The sequence below is a fragment of the Pseudomarimonas salicorniae genome (assembly GCF_023156535.1).
GTDB classification, from domain to species: domain Bacteria; phylum Pseudomonadota; class Gammaproteobacteria; order Xanthomonadales; family Xanthomonadaceae; genus Pseudomarimonas; species Pseudomarimonas salicorniae.
On sequence record NZ_JALNMH010000007.1, the window covers coordinates 106,014 to 129,771 of the forward strand.

Consider the following 23,758-nt stretch of genomic DNA (forward strand, 5'->3'; position numbering starts at 1 on the left):
CCGCGGCCAGAGCGGATCTCCGCGGTCGCGCCCAAGGGCACTCGCACAGTCGGGCTTTGCTGGCCGTCAGCGAGGCCCCATGGGGTGTGCCTTGGCGCACCGATACGGGCGTTCGGACGGTACGCCCGGTGCGGCCAGCCGCACCCTATGAATGTCTTCTTTATGAATGTCTGCTTTGCGCCCGAAACGAGCCCCCGTGCCCCAGGGCCGCTGTGCGAAGCTTCATCCCGCTCTGGCGTAGAAATCCGCCAGCAGGGCATCGCATAGCTCACGCCATTCCTGGGCCGCAGCGGCGCTGTTGCCGCCACGCCAGACCGGGCGGCGATCGGCCAGGGCGTCGGCCACGGCGATGCGGCGGTGCAGCCAGGGCTGGCGCAGGTTGACCATGCCGGCCAGCCGGGCCGCGGTGCGCTGGTGCGACTTGGCCTGCTTCATCACCATGTTGAGGACGAAGTCGGCGGGCTTGAGCTGGGGATTGAGGTGCTCCTGTATCGCCGTCGCTTCGCCGAGCAGCGAGGCCACGCCGTCGACCGCATAGGCCTCGGGAATCAGCGGCACCACGACCCGCGTCGAGCTGGACAGCGCGGCAGTGAGGCGCAGGCCGAGCGCCGGGGCACAGTCGATCACCACTACGTCGTACTCGGCGCCGTAGTCGCGCAGGAAGCTGCGCGCCTGCAGCCCGGCCGACAGGTTAAGGCGGTCGGTGTTGTTGAGCGCGGCGGCCGCAGGCAGGAGGTCGACGTTGTGGATGCCGGTGGCCATGGGTCGCGGCTGGCGATCGCCGCTGAACAGCAGCTCCGAGGCCGGCTGCCCGACCATCTCGCTGCGCGGCACCAGGGTCGAGCTGAGGTTGCCCTGCGCGTCGAGGTCGACCGCCAGGACACGCCCGCTCTCGGCCGCGCGGAATACCAGGTGCGCGGCGACCGCCGTCTTGCCGACGCCGCCCTTGTGGTTGGCCACCGTCACGATCATTTACTGCATTCCCGTGCCTGCGGATGCCGCTCAGTGTCGGCGCCTTCGCCCACAAAGAAAAGTCCGGTGCCCCGTGCTGCGTGCGATCTGCCTGACGCCGGCATGCAGGCCGCCCGCTCATCGGGGCCGGATGGCGCTGCAGCACTTGTCCCGATGCACGGCATGCGACTTGCTATCGAGACAGTACTCATTCCAACCACTGGAGATCCCCATGCCTTCCCGTCTTGCCTTGTCCGCCCTGATCGCCTGCAGCTGCAGCGCAGCGCTGGCCGCCTCGCCCCGTATCGAAGTGGCGCAGGGCGGGGTCGCCCGATGGAGCGGCACCGATGCCCGGGCCTGCATGATGTACGGCAACCGCTACCCGGCTGTGGGCGGCGACTGCTACTTCCCGATCGACATCCAGGCCAAGCCAGCGAGCCACGAGGTCGCTGTGATCGATGAGGCGGGCGCGCTGCGAACCGCCTGGATCGAGGTGACCGAACGCGACTGTGCCGAGATGGAGATCGAGATCGAGGACGAGCGCTTCGTCAGCCCGAAGGGTGAGGATCTCGAGCGCCACCAGCGCGAGCGCGCCGGGGTGCTGAAGGCGCTGGAGGTCGAGAGCGGCGAGGCGCGTTTCAGCCTGCCGCTCACCGCGCCGGCCGCGACGATGCCGCGTGGCGACGACGACTTCTGCGCAACGCGCTATTTCAACGATCGCGAGGCAGGCAGCGTGCACACGGGCCGCGACTACGAGATCACCCAGGGCAGCGAGGTCCGTGCCGTCGCTCCGGGGCGTGTGCTGATCGCCGAGGATCACTTCATGACCGGCAACTCCGTCTACGTCGATCATGGCGGCGGGCTGGTCTCGATGTTCTTCCACCTGGGTGAGCTGAGTGTCGACTCCGGCGACGAGGTCGAGGCAGGACAGAAGGTGGGCACGATCGGCTCGACGGGTCGTTCCACCGGACCGCATCTGCACATCGGTCTGCGCTGGATCGATCAGCGCATCGACCCCGCCCTGCTGCTGGCTGATCCGGATTCGCTGCCGGACCTTGCTGAGGCTGGAGAGGACGCGGCCGCCAAGGCGGATGAAGACCCGGGCCGCGGGAGCTGAATTCCCGCCCGTGGATTCGCCCTTCCAAGCCGGGCGACCTCACCCAGGAGAACTGTCCGGCGGCGCTTGCGGTTGGCGCATTGCGGCCTGACGCGTCGAAGTTTCCGCGCAGTCGCTTCACTCTCTTCGGGCATCGGGTTGCGCGAGCCGCGAGCCATCGGAGTGAGGCGCGAGCGGTGCGGGCGAAATCAGCGGTATGTCGGTGCGCGCAAGGCGCACCCTATGGGCCCGCGCCTCGCCGCTTCGGCGGCGAGGCGCAATACTTCGATCAGACCACGCCCTGGGCGATCATGGCGTCGGCGACCTTGACGAAGCCGGCGACGTTGGCGCCCTTCACGTAGTCGACGTACTTGTCCTTGCCTCCGGTCTCGCCGCCGTACTTGACGCAGCGATCGTGGATGCCCTGCATGATGTCGCGCAGCAGGCGCTGAAGCTCGTCTTCCTTCCAGGTGATGCGCGCCGAGTTCTGGCTCATCTCGAGGCCGGATACGCCGACGCCACCGGCGTTGGCGGCCTTGCCCGGTGCGAACAGGATGCGCGCCTGCTGGAAGCGGTGCACCGCCTCGAGCTCGGTCGGCATGTTGGCGCCCTCGGAGACCGCGATGATGCCGTTGTCCAGCATCATCTTGGCGTCATCGGCGGTGATCTCGTTCTGCGTGGCGCAGGGCACCGCGAGGGTGCCGGGCACGCGCCAGGGGCGTGCCGCGTCGCCATGGAACTCGGCACCGAACTTGCGCGCGTACTCCTCGATTCGCCCACGGCGCTTGTTCTTCAGCTCCTTGACGAAGGCCAGCTTCTCCTCGTCGATGCCGTTCTTGTCGTAGATGAATCCATCGGAGTCGCTCAGCGTCACCGGTTTGGCGCCGAGCTGGAGCAGCTTCTCCACCGCGTGCTGGGCCACATTGCCCGAGCCCGAGACGATGGCGACATGGCCCTCGGGCGACTTGCCGACGTGCTTGAGCATGTCCTGCAGAAAGTAGACCGCGCCGTAGCCGGTGGCCTCGGTGCGGATCGGGCTGCCGCCGTACTCCATGCCCTTGCCGGTCAGCACCCCGACGTAACGATTGGTGATGCGCTTGAACTGGCCGAACATGTAGCCGATCTCGCGGCCACCGACGCCGATGTCGCCCGCAGGCACGTCGGTATCCTCGCCTACGTGACGGTACAGCTCGGTCATGAAGGCCTGGCAGAAACGCATGATCTCGGCGTCCGACTTGCCCTTCGGGTTGAAGTTGGAGCCACCCTTGCCGCCGCCCATCGGCAGGCCGGTCAGCGCGTTCTTGAAGGTCTGCTCGAAGGCGAGGAACTTGAGGATCCCCTGGTTCACCGAGGGGTGGAAGCGGATGCCGCCCTTGTAGGGGCCGATCGCGTTGTTGTTCTGCACACGGTAGCCGCGATTGACCCGGACATTGCCCTGGTCATCCTGCCAGCAGACCCGGAAGCTGACCACGCGATCCGGCTCGGCCATGCGCTCGAGGATCTGGTGCTCGTGGTACTTCGGATGGTCCTTGATGTAGTCAAGCACGCTGGCGGCGACTTCCTTGACCGCCTGGATGAACTCCGGCTGCCCGGGATTGCGCTTGTCCACGCCGTCTACGAACTCCTCCAGCGTCGGTACATGGTCACGACTCATGGCTTCCACTCCCCTCTGGTTGGCCGGCCCACCCCCGGGCCGAGGAACCTGCAGCCTACTCCGGTCTCGCAGCAGGCGGAACCGCGCGGCGCAGCAACCGGCCTACGGCGGAGGTCCCGGCATGGATGCGGCGGGCGTTCAGGCCTGCTCTTCGGTCAGCCGTCGCAGATAGTCGTCGACGTCCACCTCGACCTCGCGCGGCCTACGGTTGAGCAGGTCCTGGATGCGCTGGTTGTCGCTGGCCTTGACCTCGTCCACGCTGCCAGTGAGCAGCACGTTGCCCTGGTCCAGCACGGTGATGCTGTCGGCGATCTTGAACGCCGACTCCAGCTCGTGGGTGACCACCACGATGCTCATGCGCATGGCGTCGCGCAGCTGCAGGATCAGCTCGTCGAGCTCGGCGGAGACCACGGGATCGAGACCGGCTGAGGGCTCATCGAAGAACAGCAGCTTGGGGTCCATGACGATCGCCCGCGCCAGCGCCGCGCGTTTGACCATGCCGCCCGACAGCTGGCTCGGCATCAGGTCCTGGAAGCCACCGAGGTTCACCACCTCGAGTTTCAGCCGGCTCATGATGCGGATGGTGTTCTCGTCCAGCTCGGTGTGTTCGCGCAGCGGCAGGGCCACGTTGTCACCGACCGTCATCGAGGTGAACAGGGCGCCGCCCTGGAAACTCACGCCCAGCTGGCGGCGCAGCGCCAGCACCTCGCGCGTCGGCGCCCGGGCAATGTCCACGCCGAGCAGTTTCACCGAGCCACGCACCGGCCGCTGCAGCCCCAGCAGGTGGCGTAGCAGGGTGCTCTTTCCGGAACCGGAGCCACCCATGATCACGCGGATCTCGCCGGGCATGACCTGGAAATCGATCCCGTGCAGGATCCGCCGCCTGCCGTAGTAGGCCTCGAGGCCGTGGACGTCGATGATCGGCTCGGCGCCGGCTCCTGCCGGCGCCGAGCCGTGATTCTTGATCTGTGATTCGTGATTCGTCATGTGCTGCAACGTGGATCCTGGCACGGGCGCGGCTCCCGGACCGGCACGGACTGGAGCGACAGGAGCAAAGTGAAACTTGGGCGCGGGCTCGAATCACCCATCACGAATCACCAATCACGGCTCCTACCGATTCAAGAAAAACGAGAACAGCATGTCCGCCACCACGATGGCGGTGATCGACATCACCACGGCACGGGTGGTGGCGCGGCCAACGCCCTCGGCGCCGCCGCTGACCGAGAAGCCGGTGCTGACGCCGACCAGGGTGATCAGCACGGCGAACACCACCGATTTCGACAGTCCTTCCCACAGGTCGCGCGGCTCTAGGTGCTGCAGGGTGGTGAGAACGTAGGTGGTCACGCTCATGTCGAGCGGGCCGGAGGAGTACAGCCCGGCACCGAGGATGGCGACGAAGTCGGCAATCACGGTCAGCGTCGGCATCATCACCAGCATGGCGATCAGCGCCGGAGCGACGAGGTAGCGGACCGGCTCGATGCCGATCACCTTCAGCGCGTCGACCTCCTGCGAGACCACCATCGAGCCCAGCCGGGCAGCGAAGGACGAGCCCGACCTGCCGGCGACCACGATGCCGGTGATCAGCGCACCGAACTCGCGGGTGATCGACTTGGCAGCGGCCAGCACCACCTGCGACTCGGCGCCGAACTCGCCCAACGCGGCAATGAACTGGATGCCCAGCATCACACCGATGGTGAAGGACAGCAGCGAAACGATGGGAATGGCGTCGATGCCGACCTGGCGCATCTGCTCGAATATCATCCGCAGCCGCACCGGCTGACCCTGGCGCCAGCCGAGCAGCAGGAACCAGCAGCTCTCGAACAGCAGCATCCCGGCGTAGCCGAACTCGGCCACGGTCGCGACGGTGCGCCGCCCCAGCCGCTCCAGCGGCCGTAGCAGCACGTCGGCGGGTTCAGTCCTCGATTCGCTCACGGAGGGTGAACACCTTGTCCAGGCGAGCCAGTTTCAGCACGGCCAGCACCGCGCTGCTGCATTCGACCAGGACGAAGCTCTGGCCCTTGCCACGCGCCCGCTGGAAGCCCTCGACCAGGGCCGCGATGCCGGAGGAGTCGATATAGCTGACGCCGGCGAGGTTGACCGCCACGCGGGGTGACTTGTCCAGCGCATCGAGCACCGCCTTGCGCACCTCCTGCGACCAGGACATGTCGACCTCTCCACCGAGGCGGATGACCCGGTAGTCGCCGACGTTCTCGGTGATGCACTGTCCCATGCAAACCCCCGCTCGCTGCGTGCGTCCCGCAGTATGCCTACTCGGCCCCGGCTTCCGCGACCCTCAAACGCTTGTGCATCAGCAGCCGGTTGCCGCCGCCCTCGACCGGCTCCATCTTCCAGGCGTCCATCAGGGCGTCGATGATGTTGATGCCCAGCCCCCCGGGCCGCGTCTCGCCGAGGTCGCGCGGCTTGATCTGCGAGGGGTCTATGCAGGGCGCGCGGTCGCGCAGCTCGAAGTGCAGCTGCTCGCCTTCGCGCTCGATGCGCAGCAGGATCTCGCCCTCGCAGGGACCGTGGTAGGCGTGCCGGATGATGTTCGAGGCGGCCTCGTCCAGGGCCAGCACCAGGGCCCCGCGGTCCTCCTCGCTGGCGCCGCTGCCGACCAGCGCCTCGCCGATGCGCTGGCGCATTTCGGCCAGGGCCTCGGGGCGGGCCTCGAAGCGATGCTCGAGCAGGCACTGGCGGCCCGCCGGCGGCCCCTGCAGCAGCATGAAGGTGATGTCGTCAGTGACCCGAAGGCCGCGCAGCCGGCGGATCAGATCGCGCAGCCGGGCCTCGGCGCGCAGGCCACGCAGCGACTGCAGGGCCGACTCGATGCCCTCGACATCGACGATCTTGCCCGACGCGTCGCGCACGTCGGTCACTCCGTCCGAGAACAGGTACAGGCTGGCATCGGTCAGGTCGCAGCCCTGCGCCGGAAAACTCATGCGCGGCAGGATGCCGAGCGGCGGCCCTTCCGCGGCGAAACGCTGGCTGCCGCCGTCGGCGGCAATCCGCAGCACCGGCGGGAACCCCGCCGAGGCCCACTGCGCCTTGCCGGTGGCGGGGTCGAAGTACCCGGCGACGGCGCAGACGAACATGCCCGGCGGGATCGCCTCGCAGAGCTCGTCATTGACCCGGGCCAGCCACTCCGGTGGGGCGAGTGCCTCCTTGCCTGCCCAGCGCAGCAGCGAGGCGCAGCGAACCATCAGGAAGGCCGCATCCAGCCCCTTGCCGGCGACATCCCCCAAGGCAAACGCAATGCGCCCATCGGGCAGGTCGAAGAAATCGTAGAAGTCGCCGCTGATTTCCTGCGCCGGGAGGTTGATCGAGCGCAGCGGATAGGCGCCGCGACGGCGCCGCGGCAGCAATGAGCGCTGCAGGCGCCTGGCCATGGTCAGCTCGCGGCGGATGCGGTTCTGTTCGAGCAGTGCTTCGGCCAGGCGCGCCCGGTTCAGGGCCAGCGCCGTCGGCGCGGCGAGCACGCGCAGTGCGTCGCAGTCCTCGTCGTCGAACAGGCCCTCGTCGGCCTTGTTGAGTACCTGCAGGGCGCCGATCGGACCTTCCGCGGTGAGCAGGGGCGCACAGAGCACGCTGCGGGTGACGAAGCCGCTGTCGCGCTCGAGACGGCGGCCGGCGAAATCGGGATCGCTGCGCGCGTCGCGGACGATCTGGCACTGCGCCGAGGCCACGGCACGCCCGACGATGCCCTGCCCCGGGGCCAGCCGCAGACCACGCACGTCGACCGGGCCGCAGCAGGCGCGGCAGACCAGCTCACCCTGCTCGACCATGAACACCGAGGCCGACTCGGCCCGCATCGACTCCGCGATCAGGGCGACGACCTGGCGCAGGGTTTCTTCGAGGTCGAGCGAGGCCGCCAGCCGCTGGCTGAGGTCGGCGAGCAGCGCGAGCAGCCTGCGGTCGATCGGCGGATCTCCGGCTTAGCCGGCGCTGCGCCGGCGGACGCGCTGCCAGACCCAGGTACCCGGGCCGGACAGCGCGTAGAGGAAGGCGATGGCGAACAGCACCGAGGGCGGATCGATGGCCAGGGCGACGAACACGCCGACCAGAATCAGGATGGCGACAAAGGGCACCCGCTCGCCGGCCGGCCGGCCCTTGAAGCTCTGGTAGCGGAAGCGGCTGACCATCAGCAGGGCGGCCAGCGCGGTGACCACCGGCGCCACCGCCCGCATGCTGTCGCCGGACAGGTCGTTGGCGCTGCAGATCCAGACGAAGGACATCATCAGCGCCGCCGCCGCGGGACTCGCAAGTCCGATGAAGTAACGCTTGTCGACGCTGCCGGTCTGCACATTGAACCGGGCCAGGCGCAGTGCGGCGCAGGCAGCGTAGAGGAAGGCCAGGGACCAGCCGACCTTGCCCCACACCGGACCCATCAGCTTGAGCCCGGAGAGCGACCAGAAATACATCACCAGGGCCGGAGCCAGGCCAAAGCTGACCAGATCGGCGAGGGAGTCGTACTGGGTACCGAATTCGCTCTGCGTGCCGGTCATGCGCGCCACGCGGCCGTCGACGCCATCGAGCAGGCCGGCGATGAACACCGCAATGCAGGCGTCGACATACTGGCCGGCGCTCGCCGCGATGATGGCGTAGAAGCCGGCGAACAGGCCGCCCGTGGTGAACAGGTTCGGCAGCAGGTAGATCCCGCGGGAGCGCGGGGCTGGAGCGGCAGGGTCGGTCATGGGCACCATTCCGGAGCGTCGCCCGAAGTGTACCCCAGGCCTTCACGCCGGCTCCGCGGTGGGCCGACCCGCCCCTGAATGATCCTCGGGCAGAGGCCGGACGGCGCCGCATCATCGGGCGGGAACTGAACGATACCGGCCCATGGGGCCCGGCTGCGCCCCCGGCAAGGAGGGCCACTCGACCGTTCGACTGCCGCATTGCGTCAGATCACGCCGGATCGGGCACAATATCGCCACTCGTTGCCTGCCCGGAGCCAGTCATGCGCCCCATCGTCATCGTGCTCAGCTGCCTGCTGGCCCTCCCGGCCGCTGCCGGGGAGATCTACAAGTGGACCGACGAGAAGGGTCGAACCCACTACAGCGACCGCCCGCCGCCGGCCCAGGTGGAGAGTGAGCGTCGAGCGATCCCGGCCGAGCCAGCCCCGGCGGTCGACGGCGATGCCGCCGCATCCGGCGAGGCTGCCGCGCAGGACAGCCCGCCGGCGGTGGCCAGCAATCCCGATGCCGAGGCCTGCAATCAGGCCCGCCTGACCCTGCGCCGGCTGGAGCGTGATGTGGCGGTGCGCATGGACCTCGACGGTGACGGGGTCGAGGAATCGCTCGATGCCGAGGCGCGGCTGCAGCAGATCCAGCTGACCCGGGACCTGCTCGAGGCACGCTGCAGCGGCGACGCCAGCTGAGATGCCTCGCGCCCTGAAATGGGCCGTGGTCCTGCTGCTGGCGGTCGCCGGCGCCGCGGCCTGGGTCTGGTACCAGGCGCCCGAGCATCTTCCGCCCCACCTCAGGGTGAAGAATCCGAATTCGATCGACTATGCGCCGACCGTGTATCGCTGGAAGGACGACCAGGGCCGCACCCAGCTCACCGGTGAGCCCCCGGAAGACGGCCGCCCCTACGAGGCGGTGGTGATCGATCCCAAGACCAATATTGTTCCCGAGCTCTAGGCGCCGAGGGCCGGTTCGGGCGCAGAGAAGACGTTCATAGGGTGCGGCTGGCCGCACCGGGCGTACCGTCCGAACGCCCGTATCGGTGCGCCAAGGCACACCCTATGGGGCTTCGCCGACGCGCAACGAAGCCCGACTGAGGGAGCGTCCTTGGGCGCGACCGCGGAGATCCACTCTGGCCGCGGTCTGTGGTGAATCCGATGCGCTGCGGTCGCGCCCAAGGGCGCTCCCACAATTTGACTGCGGCAAGGCCTGCTTTGCGGCGCAAACCGGACCTTGCAGCACCGTTGAGTGTAGGAGCCAGCTTGCTGGCGATCCTCCCGTCCGGGGCGCCTATCGCCAGCAAGCTGGCTCCTACATTCGCCTTCAGCGGAGGGTCTGCTTCGCGCCCTGAACACGCCCTCGGCACCGGCGGGCCCAGAGCCCGCCCTACAGCCCGCCGGCGGCCTGGGCCACGGCGCGGAACAGCGCCCTGCCCTTGTTCATCGTCTCTTCCCACTCCGACTGCGGGTTGGAGTCGTAGACGATGCCGGCGCCGGCCTGGACGTGCAGGCGGCCGTCCTGGATCACTGCGGTGCGGATGGCGATGGCGGTGTCGGCGTCGCCGTGCCAGCCGATGTAGCCGATCGCTCCGGAGTAGATGTTGCGCTTGACCGGCTCCAGCTCGCGGATCACCTCCAGCGCGCGGATCTTCGGCGCGCCGCTCACCGTGCCGGCGGGGAACGTCGCGCGCAGCACGTCGGCATAGGACAGCCCCGGCTGCAGTTGGCCGGTCACCTCGCTGACGATGTGCATGACATGGCTGTAGCGTTCGATCACGAACTGCTCGCCGACCTTGACGCTGCCGGCCTCGGCCACCCGACCGACGTCGTTGCGGCCGAGGTCGATGAGCATCAGGTGTTCGGCGCGCTCCTTGGGATCGGCCAGCAGCTCCGCTTCCAGCTGCGCGTCCTGCTCGGCCGTGGCCCCGCGGGGACGGGTGCCGGCAATCGGCCGCACGGTGACCTCGCCCTCCTTGAGCCGGACCAGGATCTCGGGAGAGCTGCCGACGACCTGGGTGCCGCCAAGGTCGAGGAAGTACATGTAAGGTGAGGGATTCATCGCCCGCAGCGCGCGGTAGACATCGACCGGCCGGGCGCGAAACGGCACCGACATGCGCTGGCTGAGGACGACCTGGAAGATGTCGCCGGCGCGGATGTACTCCTTGGATTTCTCCACCGCCGCGATGAAGCCCTCGCGGGTGAAGCCGGAGACGAAATCGGACTCGTCGACCAGGGCCGGATCGAGCACGTCGGGATAGCTGGCGCCGGCGTGGCGCAGGCGATGGACCAGGGCGTCAAGACGCTGTCCGGCGCGCGCGAAGGCCTGCGGCTGAGACGGGTCGGCGTGCACGACGAGATACAGCCGCCCCTTGAGATTGTCGAAGACGGCCACTTCCTCGCTCTGCATCAGGAAGATGTCCGGACTACCCAGCTGGTCGGGCTTGTCGCCTCCGGCAAGGCGCTCCTCGATATAGCCGATGCACTCGAAGCCGAACCAGCCGACCAGGCCGCCGCTGAAGGCCGGGAGCCCCTCCAGCTGCGGAACCCTGAAGCTCTGGCGCAGACGCTCGACCTCGGCCAGCGGGTCGTCCACCTCGCGTCGCTCCACCAGCTCCCCATGCTCGGCCACTTCGAGCACGCGCCCCCTGAACGAATAGCTTCGCCGACAGGGCAGGCCGATGATCGAATGCCGACCCCAGGTCTCGCCGCCCTCGACCGACTCCAGCAGGTAGGTGTTCGGTCCGTCGGCGAGTTTCAGGTAGACCGACAGCGGGGTATCGAGGTCGGACAGCACCTCGCGAACGACCGGGATCCGGTTGTAGCCGGCGGCGGCAAGGCGATCGAATTCTTGGCGATCCATCACTGGGGCAAGGCAAGGGGAAGCGGCCGGCCAGTATGCCAGCGTCTGTCAGCGGTGGCCGAGAGGAACGGCGAAAGCGCCAGACGGGAGCGTCGTTGCCCTGTGCTGTGCGTTGGCGAGCTCTCACGGGGTACGCCCTGGGCGCAGCGATACGGGCATTCCATCGGTACACCCGGCGCGCCCAAGGCGCACCCTATGGATATCCGGGCTGCGCGCGATACCGTCCGCAGGCGACGGGCGGCGGCCCCGGCTCAGAGCGAGTACGGCACCGCCGGCAGCTCCCGGTAGGCGGCGCGCAGGGCCTCGGACCAGCCGGCGCGGAGATCGCGGAAGTATTCATCGTCCTCGGTGATCCGCCAGGTCCGCGACAGGTCAAGGCTGTCACGCGGATAGACCGTGAGGTCCAGCGGCAGGCCGACGCTGAGGTTCGAGCGCAGGGTCGAGTCCATCGAGATCAGGGCCAGCTTCACCCCGTCCAGCAAGGGCGTGTCCGGAGTCACCGCGCGATCGAGGATCGGCTTGCCGTACTTGTGCTCACCGACCTGCAGGAAGGGCGTGTCGTGCGTGGCGTTGATGAAGTTGCCCGCAGCGTAGACCTGGAACAGGCGCATGGTGCGTCCGGCCAGCTGGCCACCGAGCAGGACCGAGACGTCGAAGGGGACCCCCTGATCCTTCATCGTCGGACCGTGCGAGCGGTAGACCTGGCGCACCGCGGCACCGACCAGGGAGGCGGCAGCGAACATCGAATGCACGCTGTAGATCGTCTCGATCTCGCCCGTGTCCGGGTGCTCCAAGCCCTCCTGCACCAGGTTGATCACGGCCTGCGAGACGGCAAGATTGCCAGCGGTCATCGCCACGATGGAGCGGTCGCCATCACGCTGGAACAGGTGCTGCTTGGCGAAGACCGAGATATTGTCGACACCGGCATTGGTGCGGGTGTCGGAGAGCAGGACCAGTCCTTCGTTGAGGAACAGGCCAACGCAGTAGGTCATGTCTGGATCCGGGCATGCAATGGCCGCGAGCTTAGCGCAGCCGCGTGGCCAAGCTCTATGTCTACTGCTGCTGCGACTGGGTCTGCTGCAGGGCCTGGGCGACGCGCACGGTGACCTCGAGCGACTCCACCGCACCGCCCTCGCGCAGGCCGCGGATCGGCGCGGCGTCTCGACCATCGCGTCCCACCGCAATCCGCACGTAGGCGTCGGTCGGGCAGACTCCGTTCGCCGGATCAAAGCCGACCCAGCCCAGCGCCCCGAGGAACAACTCGCACCAGGCGTGACTCGCCGGCGACTCCGACTCGCTATCCGTCCACAGGTAGCCGGACACGAAGCGCGCCGGCACCCCGGACTGGCGGGCCACCGCGATCATCGCGTGGGCATGGTCCTGGCAGACCCCTCGGCCATGCGCCAGGGCCTCCTCGGCCGTGGTTTCGGCGTGGGTCTCCTCGGTCTGGAAGGCGATCCGGTCGCGCACGGCGCTCATCAGCGCATGCGCCGCAGCCACGCCCTCGCCGCGGTCGGCGGGCAGGCTGCCGAGCAGCGCGCCGACCTGCTCACCGGGCTCGGTGAGCGGTGAGGTGGTGAGGAAGTACATGGGCGGCAGCGGTTCGCGGGTGCCGCGCACGACGCCATGGGTGTCACCGGTCACGACCTGGCCCTGCACGCTGACCACCAGTTCCTCGACCGGCCCCTCGAGGCCGAGGGTGGCCTCGGCGTTGCCGAACCCGTCAGTGCTGCGCGGTTTGAGCAAGCGGCCGCCGACCCGCACCTGCCAGTCCGCCACCTGCTGGTGTTCGCAGGGCGCGGGCCACAGGCGCATGGCCTGGACGATCCGGCGAGCCGGGTGCTCGTAGCGGTAGGTGGTGGTATGACGAATGGAGAGGCGCATCAGAAGAGGTACGCACGGGCGATGGAGCCGCCGAGGTCGGAAGTGCGGTCGACGATATCGCTGAGATACTCGTGCAGACCACCCTGCATGACCTGGTCGATCTGCGCGTACTGCAGCTGCACATGGAGGCTGTGCGCGGCGCGCTTGGGCTCGGCGGCGCGGACCGGATCGACGTCGTGGATCCAGTCCAGGTGCTCGGTGATGCGCTGGTAGCAGAAGCGCAGCGAGCGCGGGAACTCGGGGCGGAGGATCAGCAACTCCGCCACGTGGCGCGGCTCCACGCGCCCCTGGAACATCACGCGGTAGGCGCGCCGGGCGGCCACCACGCGCAGGATCGCCAGCCACTGGTAGTAGTCGAGCACGCCGCCGACGTCCTCCACCTGCGGCAGCTCGACGTGGTACTTCACGTCGAGCAGGCGGGCGGTGTTGTCCGCGCGCTCGAGGAACTGGCCGAGCCGGGCGAAGTGGAACCCATCCATGCGCAGCATGGTGTTGGAGTACACGCCCTGGAAGAGGCCGGCGCGCGCCTTGACCCAGTCGAGGAAGGCAAGCAGCTCGTCGGTCTCGCCGCCGCGCTTGAACTGACGAAGTTCGAGCCAGGTGCCGTTGACCGCCTCCCACATCTCCGAGGTCAGCGCCACGCGTACGGCGCGGGCGTTGCGCCGCGCCGTCTCGAAGCAGGACACGATCGAAGAGGGATTCTCGGGGTCGAAGGCCAGATAGTCGATGACCGAGGCTTCGGTGGCCTCGCGATCCGGAAAGAACGTCTCGCGCCCGCCGGCGGCCACGATCGCCGAGGTCCACTCGCTGCTGCCGCCGTCGCCGGGCCGCAGCGAGGACATCTGTCCGGCGACCTGCAGCAGCCGGGCGAGGTAGCCGGCGCGCTCCATGTAGCGCGACAGCCAGAACAGGTTGGAAGCGATCCGGGCAAGCATCAGACCTCCAGTACCCAGGTGTCCTTGGTGCCACCCCCCTGCGAGGAATTCACCACCAGTGAGCCCTCCTTGAGCGCGACCCGGGTGAGCCCGCCGGGCACGATGCGCACCTTGTCACCGCTGAGCACGAAGGGCCGCAGGTCGACGTGTCGCGGAGCGAGTCCGGACTCGACGAAGCAGGGCACCGTGGACAGCGACAGCGTGGGCTGCGCGATGTAGTCCTGCGGCTTGGCCTTGAGCTTGGCCGCAAATTCCTCGAGCTCCTTCTTGCTGGCGTGGGGACCGACCAGCATGCCGTAGCCCCCGGAGCCATGGACGGCTTTCACGACCAGCTCATCGAGGTGCTCCAGCACGTAGCGGAGCTGCTCGGGGTCCTGGCAATGGTGGGTGGGCACGTTCTGCAGGATCGGCTCCTCGCCGAGGTAGAAACGGATCATCTCTGGCACGTACATGTACACCGCCTTGTCGTCGGCGATGCCCGCGCCGATGGCGTTGCACAGGGTCAGGTTGCCGGCGCAGGCGGCGTAATGGATGCCCGGCACGCCGAGCATCGACTCGGGACGGAACACGAGGGGATCCAGGTAGTCGTCATCGATGCGGCGATAGAGCACGTCGACGCGGCGCAGCCCGCTCGTGGTGCGCATGTAGCAGACGTCGTCCTTGACCATCAGGTCCTGCCCCTCGACCAGCGAGATACCCATCTCGTCGGCGAGGAAGGCGTGTTCGTAATAGGCGCTGTTGTAGATGCCCGGCGTCAGCAGGGCGACGGTCGGCTCCCCGTCGCAGTGCGGCGGGGCGACCGAGCGCAGGGTCTCGAGCAGCTCGTCCGGATAGTGAGCGACCGGTGCGACCCGAGCCTTGCGGAAGACCTCGGGAAACAGACGTTGCATCACCTCGCGGTTCTCCAGCATGTAGGAGACCCCCGACGGCGTCCGACAGTTGTCCTCGAGCACGTAGTACTCATCCGGCCCGGTGCGCACCATGTCGACGCCGGCGATGTGCGTGTACACGTTGTGCGGCAGCGACTGACCGACCATTTCCGGTCGGAACTGCGGGTTATGCAGGATGAGTTCCGCAGGCACCTTGCCGGCGCGCAGGATGTCCTGGTCGTGGTACACGTCATGGATGAAGGCGTTCAGCGCGCGCACCCGCTGACCCAGTCCGCGCGCGAGGAATTGCCACTCGGACTGGGCGAGGATGCGCGGGACGAGATCGAAGGGGATCAGCCGCTCCGGGTCGCCGCCTTCGGTATAGACGGCGAAGGTGATGCCGATGCGCCGGAACAGCAGCTCCGCCTCGGCGCGCTTGGTCTCCCGTCGCTCTGCGGGCATGGACTTCAGCCACTCGTCCACCAGCGTGAAGGGCGCCCGGATGGCGCCTTCGCTACCCATTTCGTCGAAGCCTGAGACCACGCATCCACTCCCTTCGATCGGACCCCTACCCTGCGCCGAACTCGCTTTCGATGCAAGCCCGTCGTTGCACGACGTTGGCGCGAAATGCGTATGGAATCCGTTGGAAAGGAACGAAGAGCGAGGTCGTCCTCACTCGGCAAGGCGCTCGCGCAGCGCCTTGGCCTGCCGGGCGATCGCGTCGCGCTCCTGGTCCGACTTGCGCGCCAGTGACTTCCACTGCAAGGCGGTGCGCGGATGGTCGGAGAAACGGTCGCGATGCCGCTCAAGGAAGTCCCAGTACAGCGTGGTGAACGGACAGGCATCGTCCCCGGTCGCATTGCCGTACCGGTAGCGGCAGCCGCCACAGTAATTCGACATGCGGTTGATGTAGTTGCCGCTGGCCACGTACGGCTTGCTGACCATGAATCCGCCGTCGGCGTACTGGCTCATGCCGAGCACGTTGGGCAGCTCGACCCATTCGACGGCGTCGACGAAGACGGCCAGGAACCAGTGGTGGATCGCCTCGGGCTTCACGCCGAGCAGCTGCGCGAACAGGCCTAGCACCATCAGCCGCTGGATGTGGTGGGCGTAGCCGAAACGAAGTGTCTGCCACAGCGCATCGCGCAGGCAGGCCATGTCGGTGTCGCCGGTCCAGTAGAACGCGGGCAGCGGCTGGTCGGCGCCGAGTACGTTGGCCTCGGCGAAGTCGGGCATGCGCAGCCAGTAGACGCCGCGGACGAACTCCCGCCAGCCGATGACCTGGCGGATGAACCCCTCGACAGCGGCGATCGGCGCATCGCCGGCCCGATAGGCCGCTTCGGCCGCCTCGACGACCTCGCGCGGCGAGATGAGCTTGAGGTTCATCGCCGCCGACAGGCGCGAGTGGTAGAGCCAGGGCTCACGCGTCCACATGGCGTCCTGGTACTGACCGAAACCCGGCAGCCTCCGGCGGATGAAGTCGTCAAGCGCCTGGCGCGCCTGCGCGGCGTTGACCGGCCAGTCGAAGTCGTCGAGGGTGCCGGGATGGTCCGGAAAATGGGCCTCGACAAGTTCAATCACGCCACGGGTGATGCGATCGGGTTCGAACGCGTGCGGCGCCGGAAGCAGGCCCGGCCCCTCGCGCCCGAAGCTGGCGCGGTTCTCGGCATCGAAGTTCCACTCGCCGCCGCAGGGCTCGCAGTCGTCGAGCAATACCGACTCGCGCCGGCGCAGCCAGCGGTAGAAGTGTTCAAGGCGCAGGGTCTTTCGTCCCTTGGCCCACCCGGAGAAGGACTCCGGATCGCAATAGAAGTGGCGGTCCGGCACCTCCACCCACTCGCAGCCGGCCGCCTCCACGGTCTCGCGCAGCGACTCGCGCAAGCGCCATTCGCCGGGACAGACGCAGAGCACGCGTTGTGGCCGGTGCACCTGGAGGCTGGCCGCCAGCGCCTCGGCCAGCCCCGGGAAGTCGTGCTCGTCCAGCGCCAGGTAGTCGAGTGGCCAGCCGCGCCCATGCAGCACCTGGCGGAAGTGCCGCATGCCAGCCAGGAATACCGCGATCCGCGCCTTGGTCGACCAGACATGCGTGGCCTCGCCGCCGACCTCGGCCATCCAGACGCGATCGGACTCCGGCTCGAAGCCCTCGAACAAGGCCGAACCGGCATCGAGCTGGTCACCAAGAACCAGGCACAGATTGCGCATGGGTCCACTCATGCGCACAGCCTGCGCCCCGCGGCGTGGGGATTTCGTGTGCCGCGGGGAGAAATTCGGCGAAGGCAAGCTTGGGCGCGAAGCAGCCATTCATAAAGAAGACAATCATAGGGTGCGGCTGGCCGCACCGGGCGTAGCGTCCGAACGCCCGTATCGGTGCGTCCAAGACGCACCCTATGGGGCTCCGCCGACGCGCAACGAAGCCCGACTGTAGGAGCGCACATGGGCGCGACCGCGGCGCGGCGTATTCACCACAGACCGCGGCCAGAGCGAATCTCCGCGGTCGCGGCCATGTCCGCTCCTACGAAGAGCCCGCCCGATCGGGGTCGGTGGCGAATGTCCGATTTGCGCCCGGAGTCCGCCCTGGCCCTAGCGCCTGGGCATGCCCCGCAGACTGAGCACGAACTCGACGCCGTCACCTCCGGGCAGGTCACCGGCCTCGGCGCGGCCGCCGTGGAGCTCGGTGACCAAGCGGACGATGAACAGGCCGAAGCCGAGGTGCACGCCCTGCTTGTGGCTGCCGGGCCGCTGGCTGACCAGGGACTCGAACAGCCGTCCGCGGATGGCCTCGGGCAGGGTCGGGCCGCTGTTGGCGAGCACGATCTGCGGCCCGTCGAGGCCGCGCTCCAGGGACAGCCGCACCCAGCCATCGGCTGGACAGAAGCCGCGGGCGTTGTCGACCAGCTTGTCCAGCGCCTGAACCAGCAGTTCCGGCGAGCAGTGCAGCCACAGCTCGCCGTCGGGCAGGGACAGCTCGAGCCGGCGCGGCGCGAGCAGGGCGCGGTAGCCTTCGGCGCACTGGCGCAGCATGCCGACCAGCTCGACGTCCTCGCCCTCGGCCCCGGCGATGGCCTGCTCGACGCGGCTGGCCTCGCTCATCGCGCGGACGATGGCAGCCAGCCGGTCGCTGCCGCCGCGGGCGCGCTGCAGCAGGGCGGCGGTGCCCTCGTCCAGCCGGGTGGTATCGATGTTGTCGAGCGAGCCGCGGACCACCGCCAAGGGCGTGTTCAGCTCGTGCGACAGCTTTCCGGCGAGGCTCTGCAGGTAGGCCTGGCTGGCCCCGATGTCGGCCAGCAGGCGAGCGAAGCTCCGCGACAGGTCGCCGACCTCGTCACCGGCGCGGCTCGGCGTAAAACCCTGGATGCCGCCATCCTTGGACAGTGCGTTCTCGACGCCATTGCGCAGGCGACGGATGCGCTGGCTGAGCCGGGTGGCAAAGCCGAGCAGAACGGCGGCAGCCAGGCCCATGGCCAGCAGGCTGCTGAGCAGCAGTCCGGACAGCGCGCGATCGGCCAGCAGCAGGGTCTGCTGCTCGCGCTGCAGCCACAATGCCGCCACCGGCTCACCCTCTCTTTGCAGCGGCACGGCGCTCGCCAGCAGCAGGCGCGGCGCGCGGGTGTCGCGGCGCCATGCGTGTCCGGCCGCCCCGCCGAGGGCAGCCTGGACCTCGCGCCGTGCGTCGCGGGTGGACTCCCCCGCCTCGTGGTCGAGCGGTTCGTCGGCCCAGGCCAGCGCGTACCAGAGCTGGCGTCGCCACCAGGGCAGCGGGTCGGACTCGGCCGGGGGCAACTCGCCGGCCCGCGCGTAGATCCAGCCGTCGCCGTCGACCAGCTGGGCGCGGATGCCCTCGGGCAGCGCCCCGCGCAGCAGCTGCTCGGCCTCCTCGCGGTATTCCCAGATCGGCCAGCCGCCGCCGTCGACCTGGCCGAAGCGACGCATCGCCCCGGAGGAGTCCACATCCACGGCAACCAGCCCCAGCCGGGTAATCGGCCACCCCGAGGGCAGCATCAGCTCGACCCGGTAGCCGCCCTCGATCTCCTGCCACTCCCCGGCGAGACGCAGCCAGGACGGGCTGCCGTCGTTCGAGGTCACCACCAAGGCACCGCTGGCGGCATTGGCAAGACGCATGCGCAGCGCGCCATTGGGGCCGTCCAGCAGCAGCTGCAGGTGATCCGAACGCGCCGCCCGTGGCCAGTGGGCATCTGCGCGCTGCGGTGTCGGATCACGCACCTGCACCAGCAACAGACGCAGCGCCTCGTGGCGACCCAGCGCCACGCGCAGGCGCGGGCTGCCGGAATCGTCGGCGAACTCGCGCATGACGGGACTGCCCCAGTCACCGCCCTGCCCGTCCAGCCGGGGCTGCCGCGGCAGGGGCTGGGCAAACCAGCGCGGCGCGGCCGGCGGCAGCAGCCCGGGACGCTCCCCAAGGGCACGACGCAGGCTGTCGGCCACGGCTTCGAGCGTCTCCTCCTGGCCTTGGCGCAGCAGCGACTCCATCTGCTGCAGCACCTGCCAGCCGCCCCAGGGCAGCAGCAGCAGGCACAGCGAGACCAGGGCCAGCTGCAGGCGAAGCGGCATGTTCAGGCGGCGTGGCTCAGGGGCGCCAGCGGTAGCCGGCGCCGTGCACGGTGTCGATCTCGTCGAAGCCCGCGTCGATGGCCTCGAACTTGCGGCGGATCCGCTTGATGTGGCTGGTCACCGTGGCGTCGTCGACCTCGACCTCAGCCTCGCGCATCAGCTGCTCGCGGGAGCGCACATGGCCGGGATGGCGGGCCAGCGCGTGGACCATCCAGAACTCGGTCAGGGTCAGCGGCACTTCCTCGCCGTTCCAGGTGATGCGCAGGCGCTCAAGCTCCAGCCGCAGGCCGCGCAGCGACAGCACCTGCTCCTTCGCGGCGGGCTGGCGCAGGGCATCGAGGCGACGGAACAGCGCGGTGACCCGGGCGGTGAGCTGGGGCAGGCTGATCGTCTTGCTGAGGTAGTCGTCGGCCCCCAGGCGCAGCCCCGAGATCACGTCGAGATCGGAGTCGCGGGCGGTCAGGAACAGGATCGGCAGGGACGCCGAGCGCGCCCGCAGGTGCCGGCACAGCTCGAACCCGCCTTCCGGCTCGTCGCCCAGGCCCACGTCGATGATCACCAGGTCCGGCAGGCGCAGGGCAAAGGCCTGCATCGCGCTCTGCCGCTCGCCGAAGCCGGCTACTTCATAGCCGTAGCGACGCAGCGCCTCCTCGTAGTTGGCGCGGATGGCGGGTTCGTCCTCGACGATGGCGATGGTTCGGCTCATGGCGGCAGCATAGGCAGAGCCGCGATGCGTGAACAAGCCGGCAACGCGCCGGCGCCCATCGCCCGGCCCAGGCGTCATCTTCTCGAAAGCGGGGATCCAGCTCTTGCCCTCGCCCAATGCAGCCAGGCCGATGTGCTAACCGGCAGCCGGTAGCCAGCTAGGCGAACGCGTCGAACAGGCTGCCCAGCATGCGGTCCTCGGCGCGCAGGACCAGCAGGTTGGCTTCGAAGGCGCGGGTCGCGGCCAGCACCTCGACGGCGTCCTCGACGTACAGGCCGGGCCGCGACTCGGCCTCACGGGTGATCACGCCGCTGACCCCGCCGGGGCCGGCCACGGACTCGACCCGCTGGCGCTGGTAGCCGGGCGTCGCGGCATTGGCGATGTTGTTCGCCGCCGCCTGCAATCTCTGCTGGGCGACATTGATGCCGGACAGGGCGATCGAGGAAATGCTGCTCATGGGTCAGGTATCGGCCGCGTTGCCGGAAACTTGAATCGCGACCGAACCGCCCGCGAATTGCCACATCTGGCCCGCGCCGTGCCGCGCTTCGGGCCGGGGATTGACCGTTGCCCGGCGCCTACTGGACCTGCCCCCACCGCAGGAGTCCAGCATGCAGCCCGCCGACCGCGTCACCCGCAAACCCCGCCTCTACGCCCGCCCGGGGCGCCGTCGCCTGCCGCGCTGGCTGATCCTGCTTGGCTTGTCGCTGGCCCTGCCGGTCCAGGCCGCGGAGTTCGGCCTCGAGTTCCGCGCCGCCGATGGCGAGTGGCAGCCCGGCCTGGCCATGGACACCGATATCGCGATGACCGTGGTCGGCCTGCTGGCCGAGGTGCGGGTCACCCAGAGCTACCAGAACGACACCCCGCACTGGCAGGAGGGCCGCTACCTGCTGCCGCTGCCGGCCGAGGCCGCGGTGGGCAGCCTGCGCATCCGCGTCGGCCAGCGGCTGATCGAGGGCGAGGTCCAGGAGAAGCAGCAGGCGCAGCGCACCTACCAGGCGGCGACCGCGAACGGCCAGCGCGCCGCCCTGGTCGAGCAGGACAGGCCCAACCTGTTCCGCACCGCGGTGTCGAACATCGCCCCCGGCGAGCGGGTCGAGATCGAGATCGGCTACTGGCAGCAGGTCGACTTCCGCGACGGGCTGTTCTCCCTGAGCCTGCCGCTGACACTGACCCCCCGCTACCGCGCCGGCGGCTCGCCGGTCGATGCGCCGACCGGCGACGCGCCCCGTCCGGCCGCGGCTGCAAAGCTGAGCCAGCGTGCGCTGGAGCCCACCGTCGCACTCAGCGCCTGGCTGCACGCCGGCCTGCCGCTGGCCGAGGTGGCCAGCCCGACGCATGACATTGATGTGCGCCGCGACGGTGACGCCCATCTGATCCGCCTCGCCAACTTCGTCGAGGCCAGCGACCGCGACTTCGCGCTGACCTGGCGCCCGGCACCCAGCGCCAGCCCTCAGCGCGCGCTGTTCACCGAGGAGGTCGACGGCGAGACCTTCGCCCTGCTGATGGTGGTGCCGCCGAACCAGCCGGTGGCCCCGGTGCCGCGCGAGTTGATCCTGGTCATCGACCACTCCGGCTCGATGAGCGGCACCTCGATGCAGCAGGCCATCGCAGCCCTCGACAGCGCCCTGGCGAAGCTACGGGTGGAGGATCGCTTCAACGTCGTGCGCTTCGACCACACCACCGAGGCGCTGTTCGCCGAGTCGGTGCCCGCCCTGCCCGGCAACGTGCGGCAGGCGCGCCAGTGGGTCCAGCAGCTCAGCGCCGATGGCGGCACCGAGATGGCGCCCGCCCTGAGCCTGGCCTTCTCCAGCCCGCCGGTGCCCGGCCACCTGCGCCAGGTGGTGCTGGCCACCGATGCCGCGATCGGCAACGAGAACCAGCTGCTGGCGCAGATCGAGGCCGAGCGCGGCGAGGCGCGACTGTTTCCGGTCGGCATCGGCAGCGCCCCGAACCAGCACTTCATCCGCCGCGCGGCCGAGAGCGGTCGCGGCAGCTTCGCCCTGATCCGCAGCGTCAGTGAGGTCGAGGCCGGCATGGGCCTGCTGCTGGCGAAGATCGACCGGCCGCTGATGCAGGACATCAGCGTCGACTGGCCGGTCGCGGCCGAAGGCTATCCGCATGCCCTGCCCGACCTCTACTCCGGCGAACCGCTGCAGCTCGTCGCGCGCATCGACGGCCTGGCCGGCGCGTTGAAGCTGCAGGGGCAGACCCGGCACGCGCAGTGGAAGGAAACCCTGCCGCTGGCGCTGGGCAAGCAGAGCCGGCAGGCCGGCATCGCCCGGCTCTGGGCCTCCGCCAAGCTGCGCGACCTGCAGAATGCCCTGCGCGGCGGCGCCGACGCCGCGGCCATCCGCAAGGCCAGCCTGGAGGTCGCCCTGCGCCATGGCCTGGCCAGCGAGTACACCAGTCTGGTCGCGGTCGAACGCAAGCCAGTGCGCCCGGCCGCTGCCGATCTCGCTTCCACCGCCATCGCCAATGCCGCGCCGGCCGGCAGCCTGGCCCTGGCCCAGGGCAGCACCCCCGCCCGCCAGCAGCTGGGCTGGGCCCTGGCCCTTTTGCTGATCGGCATGGCGCTGTTCGGAACGCGACGGGATGCAGCCACCTCAACGCAGGGCCGAGGGGCTGGGCGCCCGCCTGCGCGGGCATGACGAAGCCCGAGTCGCCTTCCCCCTCCACCGTCATCCCCGCGAAGGCGGGGATGACGATCCTTAGCTAACCACTTCACCAAATCCCTCATCGAGACCAAACAGCCGTGCGTCCCGCGACCAAGGAGCCCCCCGTGATCCTGCACTTCGACACCCCGCCGCCGCGCAACAACGAACCGGTCGGCGAAGCCTGGGAACGCCATGAGGCCCTGCTGCGCGCCCTGCGCCGGATGGGCTTCCATGACCCCGAAGCCCTCGCCGGCCCGGCGCCACCGCGACCCGGAACGGTCGCCGACCAGGGCAACGACGCGCTTCCGGAGGCTGCATGAACCCGGTGTCCGCCCTGCGCCGCGGCGTGATCGGCCTGCTGCTGACCTCGGCCTTGGCACTGGCTGTCGACGCCGGCTGGATCCATGCCAAGGCGGCGCTGTCGCAGGTCCTGCTGCGCCAGGCCTGGCTTGAAAGCCGCCTCGATGGCGCCACCCACCGGCCCTGGCCCTGGGCCGATACTCATCCTGTCGCACTGCTTCGCGTGACGGAACTTGAGGTTGAGCAGGTGGTTCTCGCAGGGGACAGCGGGCGGGTGCTGGCCTTCGGCCCCGGCTGGGCGCCGGCCAGCGCGAGCCCGGAGGGCGGCGGCACCATCGTGATCAGCGGCCACCGTGATACCCATTTCGCCTGGCTGCGCAGTCTGGTCCGCGGCGACCGGGTTGAGCTCGAGACCACCCAAGGGCTGCGCACCTGGCAGGTCAGCGAGATGCGCGTCGCCGACAGCCGCCGCGAGCGCATTGCGCTCGACGCAGACCGCGGTGAGCTGCTGCTGGTGACGTGCTGGCCCTTCGACGCCGTGCGCGCCGGTGGACCGATGCGTTATGTGGTGCGGCTGATCGAGACCTAGGGCGCGTCCCGGTCGC

The 23,758-nt window shown here is 69.1% G+C and carries 22 protein-coding genes; 6 read left to right on the plus strand and 16 right to left on the minus strand.

From position 1 onward, the window contains the following. Window positions 1-222: 222 nt before the first annotated feature. Window positions 223-972 (minus strand): ParA family protein, encoded by a 750-nt coding sequence (locus M0G41_RS09490; RefSeq protein ID WP_248208585.1) that lies wholly within the window; start codon window positions 970-972, stop codon window positions 223-225. Window positions 973-1,183: 211 nt separating this feature from the next. Here M0G41_RS09490 and M0G41_RS09495 point away from each other — a divergent pair, with 211 nt between their 5' ends. After that, window positions 1,184-2,068, plus strand: coding sequence for a M23 family metallopeptidase (locus M0G41_RS09495; protein ID WP_248208586.1), 885 nt, complete (start codon window positions 1,184-1,186; stop codon window positions 2,066-2,068). A gap of 268 nt (window positions 2,069-2,336) precedes the next feature. Here the strand turns inward: M0G41_RS09495 and gdhA are convergent, their stop codons facing one another. The 6 genes from gdhA to pssA all read right to left on the minus strand — a co-directional run bounded on the left by gdhA (window position 2,337) and on the right by pssA (window position 8,392). Next, window positions 2,337-3,701, minus strand: a complete 1,365-nt coding sequence (gene gdhA, locus M0G41_RS09500) for an NADP-specific glutamate dehydrogenase (protein ID WP_248208588.1) — start codon at window positions 3,699-3,701, stop codon at window positions 2,337-2,339. 138 nt (window positions 3,702-3,839) lie between these two features. After that, window positions 3,840-4,688, minus strand: a complete 849-nt coding sequence (locus M0G41_RS09505; RefSeq protein ID WP_248208591.1) for an ABC transporter ATP-binding protein — start codon at window positions 4,686-4,688, stop codon at window positions 3,840-3,842. Window positions 4,689-4,811: 123 nt separating this feature from the next. Beyond that, window positions 4,812-5,633, minus strand: a complete 822-nt coding sequence (locus M0G41_RS09510) for an MlaE family ABC transporter permease (RefSeq protein WP_248208593.1) — start codon at window positions 5,631-5,633, stop codon at window positions 4,812-4,814. Continuing rightward, entirely contained in the window at window positions 5,614-5,931 is a 318-nt protein-coding gene (locus tag M0G41_RS09515) for an STAS domain-containing protein (RefSeq protein ID WP_248208595.1), read from the minus strand. The genes M0G41_RS09510 and M0G41_RS09515 overlap by 20 nt, the downstream gene beginning before the upstream one ends. A gap of 37 nt (window positions 5,932-5,968) precedes the next feature. After that, the gene (locus M0G41_RS09520) at window positions 5,969-7,618 is read right to left on the minus strand and encodes an ATP-binding SpoIIE family protein phosphatase (protein WP_343226478.1); all 1,650 of its coding nucleotides are present in this window, start codon (window positions 7,616-7,618) and stop codon (window positions 5,969-5,971) included. Window positions 7,619-7,633: 15 nt separating this feature from the next. Beyond that, window positions 7,634-8,392, minus strand: a complete 759-nt coding sequence (gene pssA / locus M0G41_RS09525; RefSeq protein ID WP_248208598.1) for a CDP-diacylglycerol--serine O-phosphatidyltransferase — start codon at window positions 8,390-8,392, stop codon at window positions 7,634-7,636. 260 nt (window positions 8,393-8,652) lie between these two features. Between pssA and M0G41_RS09530 the strand changes: the two genes are divergently transcribed. Both M0G41_RS09530 and M0G41_RS09535 read left to right on the plus strand, forming a co-directional pair. Beyond that, a complete protein-coding gene (locus M0G41_RS09530; protein WP_248208601.1) occupies window positions 8,653-9,072 on the plus strand; it encodes a DUF4124 domain-containing protein in 420 nt (139 codons plus the stop codon). Between the two features lies 1 nt (window position 9,073). Beyond that, window positions 9,074-9,334, plus strand: coding sequence for a DUF4124 domain-containing protein (locus tag M0G41_RS09535; RefSeq protein ID WP_248208604.1), 261 nt, complete (start codon window positions 9,074-9,076; stop codon window positions 9,332-9,334). A gap of 429 nt (window positions 9,335-9,763) precedes the next feature. Here M0G41_RS09535 and trpE read toward each other — a convergent pair whose 3' ends face one another. The 9 genes from trpE to M0G41_RS09580 all read right to left on the minus strand — a co-directional run bounded on the left by trpE (window position 9,764) and on the right by M0G41_RS09580 (window position 20,656). Beyond that, window positions 9,764-11,236, minus strand: coding sequence for an anthranilate synthase component I (trpE, locus tag M0G41_RS09540; RefSeq protein ID WP_282452838.1), 1,473 nt, complete (start codon window positions 11,234-11,236; stop codon window positions 9,764-9,766). A 251-nt stretch (window positions 11,237-11,487) separates the two neighbouring features. After that, complete coding sequence (locus tag M0G41_RS09545; protein WP_248208609.1) at window positions 11,488-12,228, minus strand: proteasome-type protease; 741 nt, start codon at window positions 12,226-12,228, stop codon at window positions 11,488-11,490. A 61-nt stretch (window positions 12,229-12,289) separates the two neighbouring features. Beyond that, a complete protein-coding gene (locus M0G41_RS09550; RefSeq protein WP_248208612.1) occupies window positions 12,290-13,120 on the minus strand; it encodes a transglutaminase family protein in 831 nt (276 codons plus the stop codon). After that, window positions 13,120-14,055 (minus strand): alpha-E domain-containing protein, encoded by a 936-nt coding sequence (locus M0G41_RS09555; RefSeq protein ID WP_248208614.1) that lies wholly within the window; start codon window positions 14,053-14,055, stop codon window positions 13,120-13,122. The genes M0G41_RS09550 and M0G41_RS09555 overlap by 1 nt, the downstream gene beginning before the upstream one ends. Beyond that, window positions 14,055-15,485, minus strand: coding sequence for a circularly permuted type 2 ATP-grasp protein (locus M0G41_RS09560; RefSeq protein WP_425511246.1), 1,431 nt, complete (start codon window positions 15,483-15,485; stop codon window positions 14,055-14,057). The genes M0G41_RS09555 and M0G41_RS09560 overlap by 1 nt, the downstream gene beginning before the upstream one ends. A gap of 111 nt (window positions 15,486-15,596) precedes the next feature. After that, window positions 15,597-17,138: a cryptochrome/photolyase family protein gene (locus M0G41_RS09565; protein WP_248208618.1), complete on the minus strand. Its 1,542-nt coding sequence runs from the start codon at window positions 17,136-17,138 to the stop codon at window positions 15,597-15,599. 366 nt (window positions 17,139-17,504) lie between these two features. Next, window positions 17,505-19,493, minus strand: a complete 1,989-nt coding sequence (locus M0G41_RS09570) for an ATP-binding protein (RefSeq protein WP_248208620.1) — start codon at window positions 19,491-19,493, stop codon at window positions 17,505-17,507. A gap of 16 nt (window positions 19,494-19,509) precedes the next feature. Continuing rightward, window positions 19,510-20,199 carry a proteobacterial dedicated sortase system response regulator gene (gene pdsR, locus M0G41_RS09575; protein WP_248208625.1) on the minus strand — a complete coding sequence of 230 codons (690 nt, stop codon included), beginning with the start codon at window positions 20,197-20,199 and terminating at the stop codon, window positions 19,510-19,512. A 157-nt stretch (window positions 20,200-20,356) separates the two neighbouring features. After that, window positions 20,357-20,656 (minus strand): flagellar basal body protein, encoded by a 300-nt coding sequence (locus M0G41_RS09580; protein ID WP_248208626.1) that lies wholly within the window; start codon window positions 20,654-20,656, stop codon window positions 20,357-20,359. A gap of 151 nt (window positions 20,657-20,807) precedes the next feature. Here M0G41_RS09580 and M0G41_RS09585 point away from each other — a divergent pair, with 151 nt between their 5' ends. The 3 genes from M0G41_RS09585 (at window position 20,808) to M0G41_RS09595 (ending at window position 23,742) form a co-directional block, all read left to right on the plus strand. Beyond that, window positions 20,808-22,847, plus strand: coding sequence for a marine proteobacterial sortase target protein (locus M0G41_RS09585; RefSeq protein WP_248208633.1), 2,040 nt, complete (start codon window positions 20,808-20,810; stop codon window positions 22,845-22,847). A gap of 131 nt (window positions 22,848-22,978) precedes the next feature. Next, the gene (locus tag M0G41_RS09590) at window positions 22,979-23,173 is read left to right on the plus strand and encodes a hypothetical protein (protein WP_248208634.1); all 195 of its coding nucleotides are present in this window, start codon (window positions 22,979-22,981) and stop codon (window positions 23,171-23,173) included. Next, window positions 23,170-23,742, plus strand: a complete 573-nt coding sequence (locus M0G41_RS09595; RefSeq protein WP_248208636.1) for a class GN sortase — start codon at window positions 23,170-23,172, stop codon at window positions 23,740-23,742. Before M0G41_RS09590 ends, M0G41_RS09595 begins: the two co-directional genes overlap by 4 nt. Window positions 23,743-23,758 lie beyond the last annotated feature (16 nt).